The 17471-nt window shown below is 66.8% G+C and carries 16 protein-coding genes; 12 read left to right on the top strand and 4 right to left on the bottom strand.

Annotated elements, in window-relative coordinates; genetic code table 11:
- The first annotated feature begins 20 nt into the window (after window positions 1-20).
- From ASF08_RS02375 to ASF08_RS02415, 9 genes are all read left to right on the top strand, one after another.
- Window positions 21-1205 (top strand): class I SAM-dependent methyltransferase, encoded by a 1185-nt coding sequence (locus ASF08_RS02375; RefSeq protein WP_056140669.1) that lies wholly within the window; start codon window positions 21-23, stop codon window positions 1203-1205.
- Complete coding sequence (locus ASF08_RS02380) at window positions 1205-2230, top strand: Gfo/Idh/MocA family protein (RefSeq protein WP_056140672.1); 1026 nt, start codon at window positions 1205-1207, stop codon at window positions 2228-2230. The genes ASF08_RS02375 and ASF08_RS02380 overlap by 1 nt, the downstream gene beginning before the upstream one ends.
- A 188-nt stretch (window positions 2231-2418) precedes the next feature.
- Entirely contained in the window at window positions 2419-4005 is a 1587-nt protein-coding gene (locus tag ASF08_RS02385; protein ID WP_056140677.1) for a YcaO-like family protein, read from the top strand.
- The gene (locus ASF08_RS02390) at window positions 4002-4847 is read left to right on the top strand and encodes a sugar phosphate isomerase/epimerase family protein (protein WP_056140683.1); all 846 of its coding nucleotides are present in this window, start codon (window positions 4002-4004) and stop codon (window positions 4845-4847) included. The genes ASF08_RS02385 and ASF08_RS02390 overlap by 4 nt, the downstream gene beginning before the upstream one ends.
- Window positions 4844-6067 carry a glycosyltransferase family 4 protein gene (locus tag ASF08_RS02395; RefSeq protein ID WP_056140685.1) on the top strand — a complete coding sequence of 408 codons (1224 nt, stop codon included), beginning with the start codon at window positions 4844-4846 and terminating at the stop codon, window positions 6065-6067. Before ASF08_RS02390 ends, ASF08_RS02395 begins: the two co-directional genes overlap by 4 nt.
- A gap of 2 nt (window positions 6068-6069) precedes the next feature.
- On the top strand, window positions 6070-6843 hold the full coding sequence (locus tag ASF08_RS02400; protein WP_056140686.1) for a PIG-L deacetylase family protein: 774 nt from the start codon (window positions 6070-6072) through the stop codon (window positions 6841-6843).
- Window positions 6827-7483, top strand: coding sequence for a uracil-DNA glycosylase (locus ASF08_RS02405; RefSeq protein ID WP_056140690.1), 657 nt, complete (start codon window positions 6827-6829; stop codon window positions 7481-7483). Before ASF08_RS02400 ends, ASF08_RS02405 begins: the two co-directional genes overlap by 17 nt.
- A 125-nt stretch (window positions 7484-7608) precedes the next feature.
- Window positions 7609-8667 carry a lysylphosphatidylglycerol synthase domain-containing protein gene (locus tag ASF08_RS02410; RefSeq protein WP_056140692.1) on the top strand — a complete coding sequence of 353 codons (1059 nt, stop codon included), beginning with the start codon at window positions 7609-7611 and terminating at the stop codon, window positions 8665-8667.
- 30 nt (window positions 8668-8697) lie between these two features.
- Window positions 8698-9963 carry an ATP-binding protein gene (locus ASF08_RS02415; protein WP_056140697.1) on the top strand — a complete coding sequence of 422 codons (1266 nt, stop codon included), beginning with the start codon at window positions 8698-8700 and terminating at the stop codon, window positions 9961-9963.
- A gap of 16 nt (window positions 9964-9979) precedes the next feature.
- On the opposite strand, the gene ASF08_RS02420 is transcribed toward ASF08_RS02415, so the two are convergent.
- Window positions 9980-10210, bottom strand: a complete 231-nt coding sequence (locus ASF08_RS02420; protein WP_238253763.1) for a hypothetical protein — start codon at window positions 10208-10210, stop codon at window positions 9980-9982.
- Between the two features lie 132 nt (window positions 10211-10342).
- Between ASF08_RS02420 and ASF08_RS02425 the strand changes: the two genes are divergently transcribed.
- The 3 genes from ASF08_RS02425 to ASF08_RS02435 all read left to right on the top strand — a co-directional run bounded on the left by ASF08_RS02425 (window position 10343) and on the right by ASF08_RS02435 (window position 14586).
- Window positions 10343-12832: a heavy metal translocating P-type ATPase gene (locus tag ASF08_RS02425; RefSeq protein WP_056140699.1), complete on the top strand. Its 2490-nt coding sequence runs from the start codon at window positions 10343-10345 to the stop codon at window positions 12830-12832.
- Complete coding sequence (gene cueR / locus ASF08_RS02430) at window positions 12829-13278, top strand: Cu(I)-responsive transcriptional regulator (protein ID WP_056140702.1); 450 nt, start codon at window positions 12829-12831, stop codon at window positions 13276-13278. Before ASF08_RS02425 ends, cueR begins: the two co-directional genes overlap by 4 nt.
- A 138-nt stretch (window positions 13279-13416) precedes the next feature.
- On the top strand, window positions 13417-14586 hold the full coding sequence (locus ASF08_RS02435) for a M20 aminoacylase family protein (RefSeq protein WP_056140706.1): 1170 nt from the start codon (window positions 13417-13419) through the stop codon (window positions 14584-14586).
- 45 nt (window positions 14587-14631) lie between these two features.
- On the opposite strand, the gene ASF08_RS02440 is transcribed toward ASF08_RS02435, so the two are convergent.
- The 3 genes from ASF08_RS02440 to ASF08_RS02450 are packed head-to-tail and all read right to left on the bottom strand — an operon-like array spanning window position 14632 to window position 17305.
- Window positions 14632-15225, bottom strand: coding sequence for a TadE/TadG family type IV pilus assembly protein (locus ASF08_RS02440; RefSeq protein ID WP_338011733.1), 594 nt, complete (start codon window positions 15223-15225; stop codon window positions 14632-14634).
- Window positions 15210-15794: a TadE/TadG family type IV pilus assembly protein gene (locus ASF08_RS02445; protein WP_056140711.1), complete on the bottom strand. Its 585-nt coding sequence runs from the start codon at window positions 15792-15794 to the stop codon at window positions 15210-15212. Before ASF08_RS02445 ends, ASF08_RS02440 begins: the two co-directional genes overlap by 16 nt.
- Window positions 15791-17305 (bottom strand): TadE/TadG family type IV pilus assembly protein, encoded by a 1515-nt coding sequence (locus tag ASF08_RS02450; RefSeq protein WP_056140907.1) that lies wholly within the window; start codon window positions 17303-17305, stop codon window positions 15791-15793. The genes ASF08_RS02445 and ASF08_RS02450 overlap by 4 nt, the downstream gene beginning before the upstream one ends.
- Window positions 17306-17471 lie beyond the last annotated feature (166 nt).

Genomic DNA, 17471 nt, shown 5'->3' on the forward strand with positions numbered 1-17471 from the left:
GGCAGGATGGGCCGCGTGTCATGATTCCATTCGACCTCCTTTCCCCTCACACGGGGCACGCGCTCAAAGCCGACACGCCGCATTCCCTGCGCGACGTGGAGACGAATGTGCGCTGGCCCGTCGTGGACGGCATTCCCTACCTCCGAACCGGGCGCGACGACCTCGTCGAATCTACGCTCGCCCTGCTCGACAACGGTCAGGACGATCTCGCCCTGGAAGGTCTGCTTGCCGATCAGGACGATTGGTGGACCGGCCCTCCGGCCGATCCCCTGGACCTCCATGCCCTCGTCCGCGACCGCAGCAAGGCCAGTCTGCGCGACGCCGTGCGTCTTCTCGGCTGGGGCCGGGTCGGCGACTACTTCCTGCATCGCTGGACCGACCCGACCTTCCTGGCCGGGCTGACGCTCCTCGAGGCGCATTGGAACGACCCCCTCTGCGTCTTCGAATTCGCCTGCGGCATCGGCCATTATCTGCGCGAGATCCAGGCGCGCGGCGTCAAAGTAGCGGGCGCCGACGTCGTCTTCGCCAAGCTTTGGGTGGCGCGCCACTGGGTCGTCGGCGAGACGGCGCAGTTCGTCTGTTTCGACGCCGGTTCGCCGCATTGGCCGATCCCGGGTGCGCCGGTGGATCTCGTCGTCTGCAACGACGCGTTCTACTTCCTCGACGACAAGCCGGCCGTGCTCGAATGCCTCCGCCAGAATGCCGGCGACGATGGCTGGCTCGTTCTCAGCCACATCCACAATTCCGAGCGGCCGGGCTTCTCGGCCGGTCGTGCGGTCTCGGCGGACGAGATCGAGGAGCTGTTTCCGGACGCGCTCGTCTATGACGACGACGAACTCACCCGCGCCCTCGTCGAGAAGCGCGCGCCGTCGCCACGGCGCCCGGCCGACCTGCGACATGTGGAGGCGTTCTCCGTGGTCGCCGGCGCCGGAATGAGGCCAGCCCCGCGCGCCATCCTCGATGGTCTGACCTGGCCGACCGAGGGAACGTCGCTTCGCCTCAACCCTCTCTATGAGCCCGACTCGGCGGGCGGCTACACCGTCGTCTGGCCCTCCGAACGCTACGAGGCGGAATACGCCTCCCGGGTCACCTATCCCCCGCATTCGGACGGACCCGAGATCCTCGACTGGGTTGGCGGCGAGCAATCGCCCCACGAGGACCGTGTCCGCCGCCGCGAGTTCGTCGACCTGCCGGAGCGCTGGTGATGGGCGATTCCATCGGTTGGGGCATCGTCGGCTACGGCTGGGTCGCGCGGGATTACATGGCTCCCGGCATCCGCAGCGCAGGGCATCGGCTCGTTGCCGTGTCCGATCCCGGAGAGGCATCGCGCGCTGCCGCCGAGGCGGAAGGCGCTCGCGCTCATGCCGACATCGCCGGTCTGCTCTTGGAGCCGGAGGTCGAGGCGGTCTACGTGGCGACCCCGAACCACCTCCACCGAGAGGCGGTGGAGGCCCTCGCCGCATCGGGCAAAGCGGTGCTCTGCGAAAAGCCGATGGCAGCCTCGCTCTCCGACGCCGAGGCGATGGTCGCTGCGGTTGGCAAAGGCGGCATCTTCTACGGCACCGCCTTCGACCAGCGTCACCACCCGGCGCACCGGGCGATGCGCGACGCGATCCGCCAGGGCCGCATCGGCGCCGTGACCACGATCCGCATCGTCTATGCCTGTTGGCTCGACCGCGCCTGGACCTCCTTCGCCGGACAGGACAATTGGCGCATCGACCCGCTGAAGGCAGGCGGCGGGGCGCTGATGGATCTGGCACCCCACGGCATCGACCTCGTTGATTTCCTCCTCGACGAGTCCATCGAGGACATCGCCGCTCTGACCCAGGCGAGGGCGCAGGATTACGCCGTCGATGACGGCGCGCTTCTCATCGGCCGTACCGGCTCCGGCATCCTCGCCAACCTTCACGTCGCTTACAATTGCCCTGACGCGCTGCCACGCCGCCGCCTCGAAGCGATCGGCACCAAGGGGGCCCTCACCGCCATCGACACGATGGGGCAGGTGGCGGGCGGCACGCTCAGCCTCACCGACGGTGTCAGCGGGCAGGCGCAAGCCCTCTCCTTCGACGCAGAGGCCTCGCCCTTCCTCGAACAGGTCCGCGCCTTCGGCTCCGCCCTGCGCCGGCCCGCCGAGCGCGACGCCTACAGCGCCGAGCGCGACCTTCACACGATGCGGCTCCTGGCTCGGGCTTACGAAGGTTGCCGGACCGCTCGGGTCGTCGAGGACTAGAATGCGGACCGTGACGCCTACTTGCTTCCCACCCCGGATCTCATCCTGAGGTGCTGCGAAGCAGCCTCGAAGGAGACTTCCAGCGATCGCTCTCGGTCCCGGAGGCCTCCTTCGAGGCCGCAGCGACGCTGCGGCACCTCAGGATGAGGTCGATGGGTGGGACTATCCTGAACTGAGGGACGACCGACATGAGCGAACACGACCAGGACGCCCGGGCGCGCGACCCGCGCATCAAGTCCCCCCGGCCCTACACCTATGGCGGCCCGCGGGTCATCGAGGGGCTGCCCGCGTCGCTGCCCGAGCCCGTGCGCGCCTATCTCGACATCCTGCCGAAGGGGCGCATCGTCGGCTTCCCCCTGGCCCCACTCGACCGGACCGGCATCCCTGTCTGGTTCGTCTCGCTGTTCCTCGACGATCCGTTCTTCGTCGGCGCCATGCCGAGCGGTATTGGCTACGGCGCCACCGACGACGAGGCGCTGATCGGCGCGGTCGCCGAAATCGCCGAGAACCTGATGCCGTCACTGGCGGTCATGCCGCGCAAGAAGGAGCGAGGCTCCTACCACGACCTGACCAAGGTCTTCGGCATTGGCTCAGTCGCCGATCCGCTCACCCTGTGTCTGCCCGCAGGCTCCCCGGTTGGCCGCGACAGGGTGCTCGAATGGACGCCGAGCGTCCGGGCGCGCACGGGCGAGACCGTTCTGATGCCCCTCGACATCGCGGCCACGGATTATTTCGAACTGTCGGAGGGCTACAAGCCCTTCACCAACCTCATCACCAACGGCCTCGGCGCCGGGCCGGATGTGGAGTTCGCCCTTGGCCACGGCCTGCTCGAACTGCTCCAGCGCGACGGTAACGGCCTCCTGTTCCGCGCCCTCGACCAGGGCGTGATGCTCGATCTCGACGGGATCGGCCCGGAAAACAGGGCTATGCTCGCCCGTCTCGACGATCTCGGCATCCGGGCGCTGCCGAAATTCGCCACCGACCAGTTCGGTCTCACCAACATCTACGTCGTCGGTCACGACCGGAACCCCGCCGACGCTCCGGTCCCCGTGGCCCTCTCCGCCTGCGGCGAGGCCTGTGATCCGGACCGCGAGCGGGCCCTGCGCAAGGCGCTCCTCGAATTCCAGGCGGCCCGCGTGCGCAAGGCCTTCGGCCACGGCCCACTTTCCTTCGCCGAACGGGTGACGCCGCCGGGCTACGTCAACGCCTTCATCCAGAAGGCCTTGCCGAGCCTCGATCTGGAGGAGAGCCGCGCCCTGAAAGCCATGCTCGAATGGATCGTCCTGCCGCCGGAGGGGCTGCGCGACGTTCTGAAGGACACGGTCTATTCCGAGCGCAGCACCAAGGCGTTCACGGACCTGCCGACGACGGAGGCCCCCGACGGCCATGCCCGTGGACGGATCGCCCGCGAGCGCCTCGAAGAGGCCGGGTTCGACGTTCTCTACGTCGATTGCTCTCCGCCACGCGGCAGCGTCGGTGTGGTCAAGGCGATCGTACCGGGGCTGGAAGTCGAGACGATGAGCTATCACCGCATCGGCGAGCGCAACGCCGCCAAACTGATCGAGCGGGACCATCCGCTGATCACGTTCGGTGAGGCCAGCGAGACGAAGCTCCCCGTGCGTCTCACCCCCGAAGCGCTCGATCGTCTCGGCGGCCAGCCGCTCTTCGACGTGGCCCTGGCCGACGAGATCGTCGGGCGGCATTACCCGCTCTACCGCGAGCCGGAATCGCATCACGCGCCGTTCCGCCTCGAACAGCAGGGGAGGGCGGCATGACCCTTCGTTTCGCCTACAACACCAACGGCACGGCCAACCATCGCCTGGACGACGCCATCGATCTCATCGCCGATGCCGGCTACCAGGGCGTGGCACTGACTCTCGACATCCACCATCTCGATCCGTTCGCCGAGAACTGGGTCCAGGAGGCCCAGCGCGTGTCGAGCCGGCTGCAACGGCTCGGCCTCGGCAGCGTCATCGAGACCGGTGCCCGTTTCCTCCTCGACCCAAGGGCGAAGCACGAGCCGACCCTCGTGAGCGCGGACGCTTCCGGGCGCGCCCGGCGCATCGGGTTCCTCAAGCGGGCGGTGGACATCGCCGTGATCCTGCATTCGGAAGCCGTGTCGTTTTGGGCCGGCGTTCCGAGATCCGGCATCGACCGGGACGAGGCCCGCCTCTGGCTCGGCGATGGCGTCGCCGAGATCGTGGGTTATGCCCGTGAGCAGGGCATCGTCGCCTGCCTCGAGCCGGAACCCGGCATGCTGGTGGAGACCCTGGACGATTTCGCCGCCTTGAACATCGAAGGCTTGAGGCTCGCCCTCGATACCGGCCATTGCCTCGTGACCGGCGAGCGCGATCCGGCGGCGGCCGTGGCGGAATTCGCCGACGTGATCGGCACCGTCGCCATTGAGGACATGGCGCGGGGCGAGCATATCCACCTGCCCTTCGGTGAGGGCGATATGGAGGTCGCCGGTGTGCTCGACGCCCTCGACGCCATCGGCTTCCAGCGCCTCGTCTGCGTCGAACTCTCCCGCGAGAGCCACCGCGCCGACGTCATGGTGCCGAGATCGCTGGACTACCTGCGGACCTGCCGCAATCACAAGGCAGAGGTGAACGCGTGAGGATCTGCTTCGTCAGCCGCCGCTACTTCCCGGCGATTTCCGGCATGAGCGTGTACGCGCAGAACCTGCTGCGAGAACTGGTCGATGCCGGCCACGACGTGACGATGATCAGCCAGTACCGGGGCGACGAATTCGGCACCCGCGTCTATGGCGGTGGCCCGCCGCCATCCGTGCCGGGTGTGCGCGTCATCGGCCTCGAACAGGTCGGCGAGCAGACGAACGGCGATTTCGAGCGCGACATCGAGACGATGGTGGAGACCATCGTGACCGAGCACGCGCTTCAGCCCTTCGATCTTCTCCACGCCCAATACGGCTATCCAACGGGCTGGGCGACGCTGCTCGCCTCGAAGCGGATCGGCGTTCCCAACGTCGTCTCGATCCAGGGCGGTGACGGCCATTGGGTCGGGTCCTGCTGCGAGACCCATCGCGTCGCCATGTGCGAGGTGCTGGCCCAGGCGAACGCCCTCCTCATCGGCGGCCGCTCCTTCGTGGAGGAGGTCTGCGACCGGCTGGGCTCCGACCCGGACCGCTTCACTATCGTGCCCGGCGCCGTCGACACGGCGCGCTTTACCCCCGGTCCTCTGGGTCATGCGGGGCCGGTGCGGCTGTTCTATCACGGCCGGGTCGACCGCCGGAAAGGCGTGCTCGACTTCATCGACGCGCTCGGCCTGCTGCGTTCGCGCGGCGTCCCATTCGAGACGATCGTCTCCGGCATCGGACCCGACGTGGATTCCTCGAAGGCCCGTGCGGCCGAGCTGAACTTTTCCGAGGCCGAGATCCGCTTCACGGGCTACGCGGATTACCACACCGTACCCGACCTCTACCGGCAGGCTGACGTCTTCGTCTCGCCGACCTATGCCGAGGGCTTTTCCAACACCATCCTGGAGGCCATGGCTGCGGGGCTCGCCGTGGTCTCGACCCATGCGGTGGGCGTGTCCGACTGCTTGCGCGACGGTGAGAACGGATTGCTGGTCCAGCCCGGCGACGTGGAAGCCCTCGCCGATGCGCTCCGGCGCGTCATCGAGGACGAGCCCTTGCGCCGGCGTCTCGCCCGGGACGGACTCGACGAGTGCCGCCGCGTCTATTCCTGGACGGCGGTCGGCCGCCAGATCATGGACGTCTATGCCGAGGTCGCGGGCGAGCGTCCCCGGACTGACTTCGCGGACACCCTTCCGCATGATCCCGCCTGCCGGTTCCGCGCCGAGCCCCACCTGCTCTGACTATGCCCGTCGCCCTCGCGCTCTCACCCCATCTCGACGATGCCGCCTTCTCATGCGGGGGAACCCTGGCGACCCTGGCCGAAGCTGGCTGGAAGGTGGTGATGGCGACGATCTTCACCGCCACCGTCGCCGATCCGAAGGGTTTTGCCCTCGCCTGCCAGACCGACAAAGGCCTGGGTCCGGAGATCGACTACATGGCGCTCCGGCGGGACGAGGATCGGCACGCGGCCGAAGCGCTCGGGATCGCGCCGCCTCTGCACATGCCGTTTCGGGAAGCGCCGCATCGCGGCTACGGCACCGCACCGGAGCTCTTCGCCGAACCTCGCGGCGACGACGACATCGTCGATACCCTCGGCGATGCGGTTTCGTGCCTCGTCGGCGACCTCTCTCCCGATCTCGTCTTCGCCCCGCAGGCCGTCGGCGGCCATGTCGATCACGTCCAGCTGGTCCGCGCCATGAGCCAAGCGCGATGGACCGTTCCGATTCTGTGGTGGCGTGATTTTCCCTATACCGTTCGCGACGCTGCGCCGAAGGAGCCGTTCAAGCGAGATTTTTATGCGTTGCCGGAGCGCGCGTGTCGCTATTCGGCGATGGCCGAGGCGCGGAAGGGTGCCTCCTGCTCGGCCTATGCGACCCAGCTCGCGTTCCAGTTCGGTGGAGTGGAAGGGTTGATGGGTCGTCTGGCGGGCGAGGCGAGGACTGAGCGGTTCCGCCTTGCCGGGACATTGTCCGCCGATGTTGCCGCCCTGTTCGAGGACCATGCCGCCCGAGGCTGACGTGATCCGGCCAAGGAGCCTCGCCGATCCGGAGCAGCTCGCTGTCCGTCGCGCACGCCGAAATGCGGCGCATGTGGCGCCCTTGCAAGCGCTGGCGCGACGGATCGCGGCGGAACGGTCCGCGGCCGTGCCGGACCCCGATCCGCACGATGGTGGGATCGGCGCACGGCTTCTCCTGCTGCTGGAGACACCGGGTCCGGGCATCGGCCGCACCGGCATCGTCTCGCGCGACAACCCCACCGGCACCGCCGCTAACCTGTTCCGGTTCATGGCGGAGGCCGGTATCGCACGGCGCGACAGCCTCATCTGGAACGCCGTTCCCTGGGTCATCCACGCGCCCGGCGCCCTCAACCGGGCACCGAGGAAAGCCGAGATCGCGTCCGCCGCCGTCTACCTCGCGCCGCTCATCGATCTGCTTCCGTCCCTCGCCGTCGTGGTGCTTGCCGGGCGCGTGGCCGGCCTGTCGCGCGAACCACTCTCACGGCTCCGGCCGGGGATACCGGTTCTCGCCATTCCACATCCGAGCCCGACCTTCGTCTGCACCTCCCCCCTGGTGGCTCAGCGGATCGTCGAGGGGCTGGCCCAAGCCGCGGCGAAGCTACTCTCATACCGGACTTCACCAGCGGAGGGGCCGAGGTGACTGGCCATCCGGACGCAAAGACCCTAAATGCCGGGGCACGGGCCGCGGTCCGGCAAAAGCTCGGTCCCAATCCACGCCGCCGTCGAGGTTGGGCGGGAAGGCCGGCGGAGGCGGACGCCGACGACATGAACTTTGCGGGAGACCATCATCGGCGGGCCGACGTGAAGCCGGCCGACGCCGTGACGACGGCCGAAACGGAGGATTGCGCTCCGCCAGCGCCGAAGCGCTCCTACAGGAATCGCTACGCCTGGCTCGGCACCGCCGCCAGCATCGTCATCTTCGCGGTGTCACTCGGCGTGTTGTGGAAGCTGTCGCAGCAGGTCACCTGGGCCGAGCTGCATGCGGCACTGACGGCGGCCACCGGCGAACAGCTCGGCTTCGCTTTCCTGTTCGTCGGCGTGAGCTATCTGTTCCTTACCTGCTACGACGCCCTCGCCCTGCGACAGCTCAAGATCAAAGTCCCCTACAGGACGACGGCGCTCGCCTCGTTCACCAGCTACGCGGTTAGCTTTACCCTCGGCTTCCCGCTCCTGACGGCGGGAACGATCCGCTATTGGATCTACTCGAAGAAAGGTCTGAGCGCGGCGAAGATCGCGGCGCTCACCGTCATCGCTGGCTTCACTTTCTGGCTCGGCATGGGGGTCGTCCTCGGTCTCAGCCTCGTGGTCGAGGCGGGGCAACTGGCGGCGCTCACCTTCACCAGCATCCGTCTGAACCAAGGCGTGGGCTTTGCGGCCCTACTCATGGTGTTCGGCTATCTCGGTTGGGTCTCGCTCAAGCGCCGCCATGTCAGGGTCAAGGGCTGGTCCCTCGAACTGCCTGGCGCCACGGTGTCGATGAGCCAGATGGTGGTGGGCATCGGTGACGTCTGCGCTGCGGCGGCGACGCTCTATGTCCTGCTCCCCGCTGGTTCGAGCATCGGATTCACCACCTTCGTCGGCGTCTACGTCCTGGCGGCCATGCTCGGCATCGCCTCTAACGCACCGGGCGGGCTCGGGGTCTTCGAGGCGACGATCCTGCTCGCCCTGTCGAGCCTGCCGCGAGATCAGGTCCTCGGCTCACTGCTGCTGTTCCGGGTCTGCTACTACCTCGTTCCCTTCGTGGTCGCCCTGGCGATGCTCGGCGTCTATGAGATCGTCCGGCGAGTGCGCAGGGCTTCGCCATCCGCGTCAAGCGGCTCCTGAGCGGTGTCTTCGGCCAGGGAACGGTGAGCGATGGCCCGTGGCGCGCGAAGATCGGCCTGGATCGGCGCAGGCATCGCTGCCACGATCACGGTTGTCGCCTCGAGCGTGGGAGGTGACCTTGCCGTCATCGTCGCCGCGGGCGCGGTGGCAATAGTCATTGGTGGCCTCGTCGGCAGCCTGAGCCGGCCGAGGAGGGTGGCCCCGCCCGAGGCCGCCGCCCGCACGCGCCACTCCATCGCCGAGGCCCTTCTGGCCAACATCCCCGATCCGGTGATCCTGGTGGATCGGCGCAGCGTGGTCATCGAGGTCAATCCGGCCGCGCGCACGCTCCTGCCGGCCCTCAAGCTCAAGCACCCGCTTTCCTTTGCCTTACGGGCACCGGACGTTCTCGACGGGATCGAGGAGGTGCTCCGCACCGGTGCCCCACTGAAGACCCTCTACACGACGCGTGTGCCGACCGAGCGTGCGTTCGAGGTGCAGATCGGCGCATTGCCGATGCCGGACGGCCCGGGGGGCGGACAGCCCAACGTCGTCTTGTTCCTGCGCGATCTCACGGCGGCGCGTCGCCTTGAGGCGATGCGGGTCGATTTCGTCGCCAATGCCAGCCACGAGCTTCGCACGCCGCTCGCCTCCCTCCTCGGCTTCATCGAGACCCTGCAGGGGCCGGCCAAGGCCGATGCGCCGGCCAGGGAGAAGTTCCTCGGCATCATGAAGACCCAGGCGCAGCGCATGACGCGCCTCATCGACGACCTGCTCTCGCTCTCGCGCATCGAACTGCGCGAGCACGTCCCGCCGACGCAGGTCGTCGATCTCGGTCAGATCGCGCGGCAGATGGTGGACATGCAGGGGCCGCTGGCCCGCGAGCGCGGCGTGAGCATCACCCTCGACGCGCCGGATGCCACCTATCCGGTGCTCGGCGAGCGCGACGAGCTCGCCCGCGTGGTCGAGAACCTCGTGGAGAATGCGGTGAAGTACGGGGGCGGCAACGTCGTCGTCGGTCTGGAACGGACCCTTCGCCCGGCGTCGGGAAAGCCGCAGATTGCGCTCAGCGTGCGGGACGATGGGCCGGGTATCGCGCCCGAACACATTCCCCGTCTGACGGAGCGGTTCTACCGGGTGGATGTGGCCTCGAGCCGGCAGAAGGGCGGGACGGGCCTCGGCCTCGCCATCGTCAAACACATCGTCAACCGCCACCGTGGCAAGCTCGTCATCGAGAGCGAGCCGGACCGGGGCACCACCGTCCGCGCGCTGCTACCGGAACGGCAGGCTGGCGACGAAACGTCTACGACCCTCTGACCGTGGCCCTGGCCGTTCAGTTCCGGCTGGTGCCGAGGCGCCGGTACTGCGCCTCGATGATCGCCTTCAGCACGGGCAGGAAGGGGGAGGGGCTCAAGCGCTGGTCGACCGCATGGTCGAGCATGCTCAGGGCCGCCACCTGCTTCGCCGGTCCGGGAAACGTCGCGAGATAGGTCTCGATGCAGGCATTGGCCTCGGCCTCACCCGCCGGGATGTCGGAGGTGATCAGCGCGCTCAAGGTTCGCATGCAGGTGTCGAGAGGCTGTATCATCGCCTTCCTATGACGCGGAAACGCCCCGGATGCTATGTGCACGCGACGCGATGAGCCATGCGTCGCAGCCTTGACCTTCCCACGATGGGAAGCCCCACATAGGCTCGTATGGATACCGTGATCGCTTCCCCCAAGCAGCACCCCGTCAGGGGACGTCGTCTCGACCTTCCGGTCGTCGGCATGAGCTGCGCGTCCTGCGTTGGTCGCGTCGAGCGCGCTCTTGCCGCTCTTCCCGGCGCCTCGGACGTCGCCGTCAATCTCGCCACCGGGCGGGTCAGCCTGACACTGAACGACGACCCGGCAAGCGTCGTCGCCGCTATTCGCAGAGTTGGCTATGAGGTGCCCGAGACCGTCACGGAGCTGTCCGTCGGCGGCTTGTCCTGCGCGTCCTGCGTCGGCCGCGTGGAGCGCTCGCTTCTCGCCCTCGACGGGGTAAGCACCGCCAATGTGAACCTCGCCACCGGGCGCGCCACGCTGCGCCATGCGGAAGGGGCGGTCGACGTTGCGGATCTCGTAAAGGCTGTCGAGACCGCTGGCTACGAGGCCACTCCCGTTGGCGAGGTGAAGGGAGGAGTGCCCGCGGATCGGCACGAGCGCGAGGCTTCGGAGCTCCGGCGCGATGCCGTCATCTCCGCCGCCCTGTCGGCCCCGATTGTCGTCCTCGACATGGGGGGGCATCTCGTCCCCGGATTTGGTGAGGCGGTCCAGGCTCATCTCGGCACGGCGGCCGGCCTGTTTCAGGCCGTTCTCGCCACTCTCGTCCTCGCTTGGCCCGGACGGCGCTTCTTCCGGCAGGGTTTTCCGGCCCTGGTGAAGGGGCATCCGGACATGAACGTCCTCGTCGCCCTCGGCGCGGGGGCCGCGTATTCGTATTCCCTTGTCTCGACCCTCGCGCCGCAGGTTCTGCCGCCCGGGACGGCCCATCTCTATTTCGAGGCTGCCGTCCTCATCGTCACGCTGATTCTCCTCGGCCGCCTGCTGGAGGCTCGCGCCAAAGGGCGTACCGGCGCGGCCATCGCGCGCCTCGTCGGACTCGCGCCGGCGACCGCACGCGTCATGCGCGAGGGTCGCGAAAGCGACATTCCCCTCGCGTCCCTTCGCCTCGGCGATATCGTCCGCATCCGCCCCGGCGAGCGCATCGCCGCCGACGGCGTGGTCGTTGCGGGGAAGAGCTTCGTCGACGAAAGCATGGTCACCGGCGAACCTTTGCCCGTGCGGAAGCGCGAGGGCGACCGCACGGTCGGCGGCACGCTGAACACCAATGGCGGCTTCGATCTGCGCGTGGACACGATCGGCGCGCGTACGGTGCTGGCGCAGATCGTGGGGATGGTCCAGGCGGCGCAGGGCGCCAAGCTGCCAATCCAGGCCCTGATCGATCGGGTCACCGGCTGGTTCGTCCCGGCCGTCATCGCCGCATCCCTGATGACTTTCGTCGGATGGCTCGCCTTCGGTCCAAGTCCCGCAATGGGCTTCGCCCTCGTCAACGCCATCGCCGTCCTCATCATCGCCTGCCCCTGCGCCATGGGGCTGGCGACGCCGACCTCGATCATGGTCGGCACGGGGCGCGCGGCGGAGCTCGGCGTGCTCTTCCGCAACGGCGCGGCGCTACAGGCCCTGCGCGACGCCAAGGTCGTTGCCTTCGACAAGACCGGAACCCTCACCGAGGGCAGGCCCACTCTCACCGACTTCATCACCGCGGCCGGCTTCGAGCCGGACGCAGTGCTGAGGCTCGCAGCCTCGGTTGAAGCACGGTCCGAACATCCTATCGCGCGCAGCATCGTCGAGGCGGCCGGTGAACGGGGCGTTTCCCTGCTTCCCGTAGACCGTTTCGAAGCCGTGCCGGGCCACGGCGTCGAGGGGAGCGTCGGGGGGCAGAAGATTATCGTCGGCGCACGGCGCCATCTGGACAGGTACGGCATCGCCATGGCCGGCCTCGCCGAGGCGGCATCCCGATTGGAGGGTGACGGAAAGAGCCCCCTTTACGTCGCCATCGACGGTCGCCTCGCCGCCCTCGTGGCCGTATCGGACTCGATCAAAGCGGGTGCAGCCGAGGCCGTCTCGGCCCTGAAGGCACAGGGTCTCGTCGTGGCCATGGTCACTGGGGATGCCAGGGGAGCGGCCTCCGGGGTCGCGGCCCGGCTGGGGATTGCCGAGATCGTCGCCGAGGTGCTTCCCGGCGGCAAGGTCGAGGCCGTGCGGGACTTGCGCGCCCGGTTCGGTCCCGTGGCCTTCGTCGGGGACGGTATCAATGATGCTCCGGCCCTCGCGGAGGCCGAAATCGGCCTCGCCATCGGGACGGGTACGGACATCGCCGTGGAGAGCGCGGACGTGGTGCTGATGTCGGGGGCACTGTCCGGCATCGTCTCTGCCATCGGCCTGTCGCGCGCGGTGATGCGGAACATCACGCAAAACCTGTTCTGGGCTTTCGCCTACAACGTCGCGCTGATTCCCGTGGCGGCGGGGCTGCTCCATGCGTTCGGCGGTCCGTCGCTCTCGCCGGTCCTGGCCGCGGGCGCCATGGCGCTGTCGAGCGTGTTCGTGCTCGCCAATGCCCTCCGCCTTCGTAATGCGGGACGCCGCGTGGGAGGCCTGGGATGAGCGGTGCCGTCACCATCGGCGTGGCGGCAAAGGCCACCGGCGTCTCGGCCAAGATGATCCGGTACTACGAGGAGATCGGCCTGTTGCCGCCAGCCGGCAGGACGACGTCCGGCTACCGGATGTATGGCGAGGAGGATCTGCACGCCTTGCGTTTCGTGCGCCGCTCCCGCGATCTCGGCTTCTCCGTCGAGGACATCGCCGGCCTTCTCGCCCTCTGGCAGGATCGCAGCCGCGCCAGCGCCCAGGTGAAGGCTTTGGCACTGCATCACGTTGCGGACCTGCGGCGCCGCATCGCCGAGCTCGAGGCCATGGCCCGAACTCTGGCGTCACTCGCGGACCATTGCAGCGGCGATGCCCGCCCCGATTGCCCGATCCTCGACGATCTCGCCGCCGCTCATGCGCCGGCTCCACGACGGCCCGTGCGGGCAAGGCCGCCCTCCCGCTAGCATCGGCCATCACGTTCTGCACATGATCCGTCATCCGCGCCCTTTGAAATCGATCTAAATGGCCTCGCCCTTGCTGGTATGCGCTATGGTCGACGAGCTCGGCCCGAGACGAGCCAAGACGCGCAAGAGACGTGAACCATGCCCATCGTCGACCGGATCGCAGCCCTGGCGGATGAGATCACCGCATGGCGGCACGACCTCCACGCCCATCCAGAGCTGCAATACGACGTCCATCGCACGGCCGGCTTCGTCGCCGAAAAGCTTCGGGATTTCGGTTGCGACGAGGTCGCCACGGGAATCGGCCGGACGGGCGTCGTCGGGATCATTCGCGGGCGCTCGCACGGTTCGAACCGTGCCATCGGGCTGCGCGCGGACATGGACGCGCTGCCGATCCAGGAGGTGCGCGATCTCGCCTATCGCTCCACCGTGCCGGGGCGGATGCATGCCTGTGGCCATGACGGTCATACCGCGATGCTTCTCGGTGCCGCGAAGTACCTCGCCGAGACACGCGATTTCGACGGCACGGCGGTGATGATCTTCCAGCCAGCCGAAGAAGGCGGCGGTGGCGGCGAGGCGATGGTCCGCGATGGCATGATGGAACGGTTCGGCGTCGAGACCGTCTACGGGCTGCACAACATCCCAGGATTGGAACTCGGCCGTTTCGCAATCCGTCCCGGCCCGATCATGGCCTCCACAGACCGCTTCACCATCACGATCGAAGGGCGCGGTGGCCACGCGGCGCAGCCGCATCTCGCCATCGACAGCGTGCTGGTGGCGAGCCACATCGTCGTCGCGCTGCAATCGGTCGTGGCGCGCAGCGTGAACCCCCTCGAAAGCGGTGTCGTGTCGGTCTGTGCCCTCGAGGCCGGAGACGCCTTCAACGTCCTGCCCCAGCAGGTGACCATGCGGGGCACCATGCGCGCGCTCTCGAAGACGGTACGCGCCACCATGCTGGAGCGCATCGATGCCATCGTCACGAACACGGCCGCGGCCTACGGGGCCATCGCCCGTGTGGATTACAGCGGCGGATATCCGGTGACGGAGAACCACCCGGTCGAGGCGGAATTCATCGCAGACGTGGCGGCAGGGATGGTCGGAGATAGCCATGTGGAGCGCGATGTGGCGCCGATGATGGCGGCAGAGGATTTCTCCTACATGCTGGCCCACCGGCCCGGTGCCTACATCTTCATGGGGAACGGGGACAGCGCCGGGCTCCACCATCCGCATTACGATTTCAACGATGCCGCCATTCCCTACGGGGCCTCGCTTTGGGCGAGGGTGATCGAGACGGCTCTGCCGGCTCGCTGACCGTCAATCCAGGCGGGTCCCTGAATCCGCCATGCCCTTCGCGAATCACGTCGCCGGGCAGGCCACACCACCGGGCAGGATGATCGGCTTTCCGTTCATCGCTCGGACGGGCCAAGTCACTTCCTTCTCGAACGAGAAGGAGGTGAGCGCCGGGAAGATGTCGAAGATGGGCCTATATTCGATCGTCATCTTGGCGATGACGTAGCGGGCCTTGTCGACCGCCTCCGACGGTGGCGGTGCTCCAAGGTCCGTGGAAGCCGCGTATTTCTGGGCATTCACCGCCGTGCTGGAGCAGACCTTGGCTTTGAACGAACCGTCTTTCTGCTGATAGACGCCCGCCGCCGTCAGGACGATCTTCGCGTCGGTGGCATCGTACGGCGCCATCATGTTGCGGCCCGTATTGTAGACGCCGTCCACCTCCTGAGCGGTCAGGGTCTTGCGTGAGATCAGATCCGCCATCGAGCGAGCGGCGCGGTTGGCATGTTGCCCGGTCGTGTAGGCACGAGGCAGTTCGATCGTTCCCATGAACAGCAGGATCATCACCGGTGCCACGAGTGCGAATTCCACGGCGGAAACACCCGATCGCTCGATGACGAACCGCCGGCAGAGAATGACGGCCCGCATCAATTCGCCTGACATTTTCCCTGCGCGTATGGCTCCGCACGAAAGACGACCATCGACCGAATCATCTGCTCGTTGTTCGGGAGAGGCGGTAAGGTCAATTTCGATGTCGGGAAATAGCGCGGGATCGCAGCCATGGCACAGATCGTGACGATATCGTCGCCATTGGGGCACTGGAACTTGGTCCCGAAACCCGCCGAGATCGACTGGCTCGTGCTGTCGTAGGGAGAGCAGGTCACCGGCGCGTCGTCCGCATCCGCGGTGGTGACCTCGAGCTTGATCTTCGCCGCGTTGCACGTGAACAGCGTGGCGTCCTTGCACATCTCCTGGATGAGGCGGGCCGCCGGGTCGCTGCCGTTGGACCCCTGTTGAAACGTGCCGGTGAAGACGGCACGCGCGGCCCGGTCCAGGGCGTTGTCGAAGGAGACCTGGGCGACCATGAACATGAAGCCTTCCAGCATCGCGCCGAGCAGCACGAAGAAGGGGATACCGACGAGCCCGAACTCGACGGCTGTCGCACCGCTTCGGTCACCTGGGAGTTCCCGCAGCGTGCGGACGATCAGGCGAGTGCGTCCCCGGACGTTCATCGGGAAATCCGCAACTCGCTCATCTGTGATCCGATCGCCTTGAAGGCATCGGTGAGTGTTGCCGAGTTCTGGACGTCGTAGAACTTGTCCGAGCTGGTGGCGCAGTTGCGCAGGATGTCGCTGGTTCCCTCGGTCACCTCGACGCGAACCGTGAAGATGGTGATGCCGGCATTCTTCATGTTGGAGCAGAGCGTCGACAGCCGGGCATTCATGGCGTTCGTGCGGGTGGTCGTATTCGTCGACGTGGTCCCGATCCGGTTCTGCCAGATGAAGCCGAGGCCGGAATAGATCGATGCGTTTGCGGACGATCCGACATAGGAGGTGTTCTGCCCGTCCGTCATCAGGACGACGAACTTCCGGGTGTTCTTGTCGTCATAGGGCACACCCTCAGCGAAGGGGGCGTTCGGAGACAGCAGGTGCCATCCCCAGACCAACCCCATGGCGATGTTCGTGTCGCCGACCACGGTCATCGCGTTGATCGCGTTCGTAAGCGTCGATTGCGATGTGGTGAGGCGCGTGATGGGCTGGAGTTCGCAGCCGGAATTGGGCCCGTAGAGATAGGGGATGTTGCTGCTGATCCGGCCTTTTTGTAAGATGGCGTTCTTTAAATATTTTGTGATCTGGCCCTGTCGCGTGCGGTAGTCGGTCACCGACGACGTGGTGACGTAATCGTTCATATAATCGTTGACGGCGTTATTGTCCTTGTCGGACTCGTCGGGTGCGAAGAAGGGGACGAACAGAGTGTTTGGATTGGCGATCGACGGTGGCGTGTCCTGAACGTCGTAGGGCGCGGGCCGGCTCTCGACGCACCCGCCCCACGCGACCTTCATCTGGCTGAACAGGGTCAGGCGGTTCGCCGGCGAGACGAAGATGTCCGAGTGATAGGAGGCTTTCGCATCCTTATCGAGCCATGACTGGGTCGCATTCGAAGGCCCGACATTCACGGTCATCGAGAACGGGACAATTCCGATCTTGAGGGCGTTGGGCTTGGTGGTGTCGGCCTCTTTGAACAGCGACGTGACGAGGTCGTTGGCGGCCGCTTTCAGGTTGGTGATCTTCGCGCCGCTCATCGATCCGGTATTGTCGAGTACGAGGGCGATCTCGAGATTGCCGGATCCGCGCGTGCCGGCGGCTGTGACCGAGACGGGAAAGGCTTCGTAGCCGGCGATCTTGGACACGCTGGTCGGGCTCTTGCCGACCACCTTCACGGTGATCGTATTGTCCACGCGCGTGGCGGTGACCGTCGTGCCTGCGTCCACCAGTTTGGGAACGGCGGCCCTGATCTGTTTGTCCGCCTTCGCCTGGAGGTCGGCATCCGTGGTGGAGAGCGGCAACTTCAGCAATGAGATGACGGTGGAATCCGCGGCATCCTGGAGGCCTTGCTGGGCCATGGAGTTCACGCTGTAATCGATCGCTAGCCCCGACAGCATCAACAGGGGAATCGAGAGCAGGGCGAACAGAATGGCGATGGCACCGTCGGTCTCCTTGCGAAACCGACCGAGTAGATTCATCGCCGACTGTCTGATGCGGGTGGTCATGCACCGAGGCGTAGGATGAACCTTCTAACGGAACACTAAATCCCGCCGGCCCTCGGCAGTCGGCGGGAGACAATGTTGATGAATGTCAACAACCCGTAAACCAAACGGAAGACATTCGTCGTGTTCCCGCAGACCAGAA

Origin of the sequence: Methylobacterium sp. Leaf85, assembly GCF_001422125.1 — a bacterium.
GTDB lineage: Bacteria > Pseudomonadota > Alphaproteobacteria > Rhizobiales > Beijerinckiaceae > Methylobacterium > Methylobacterium bullatum.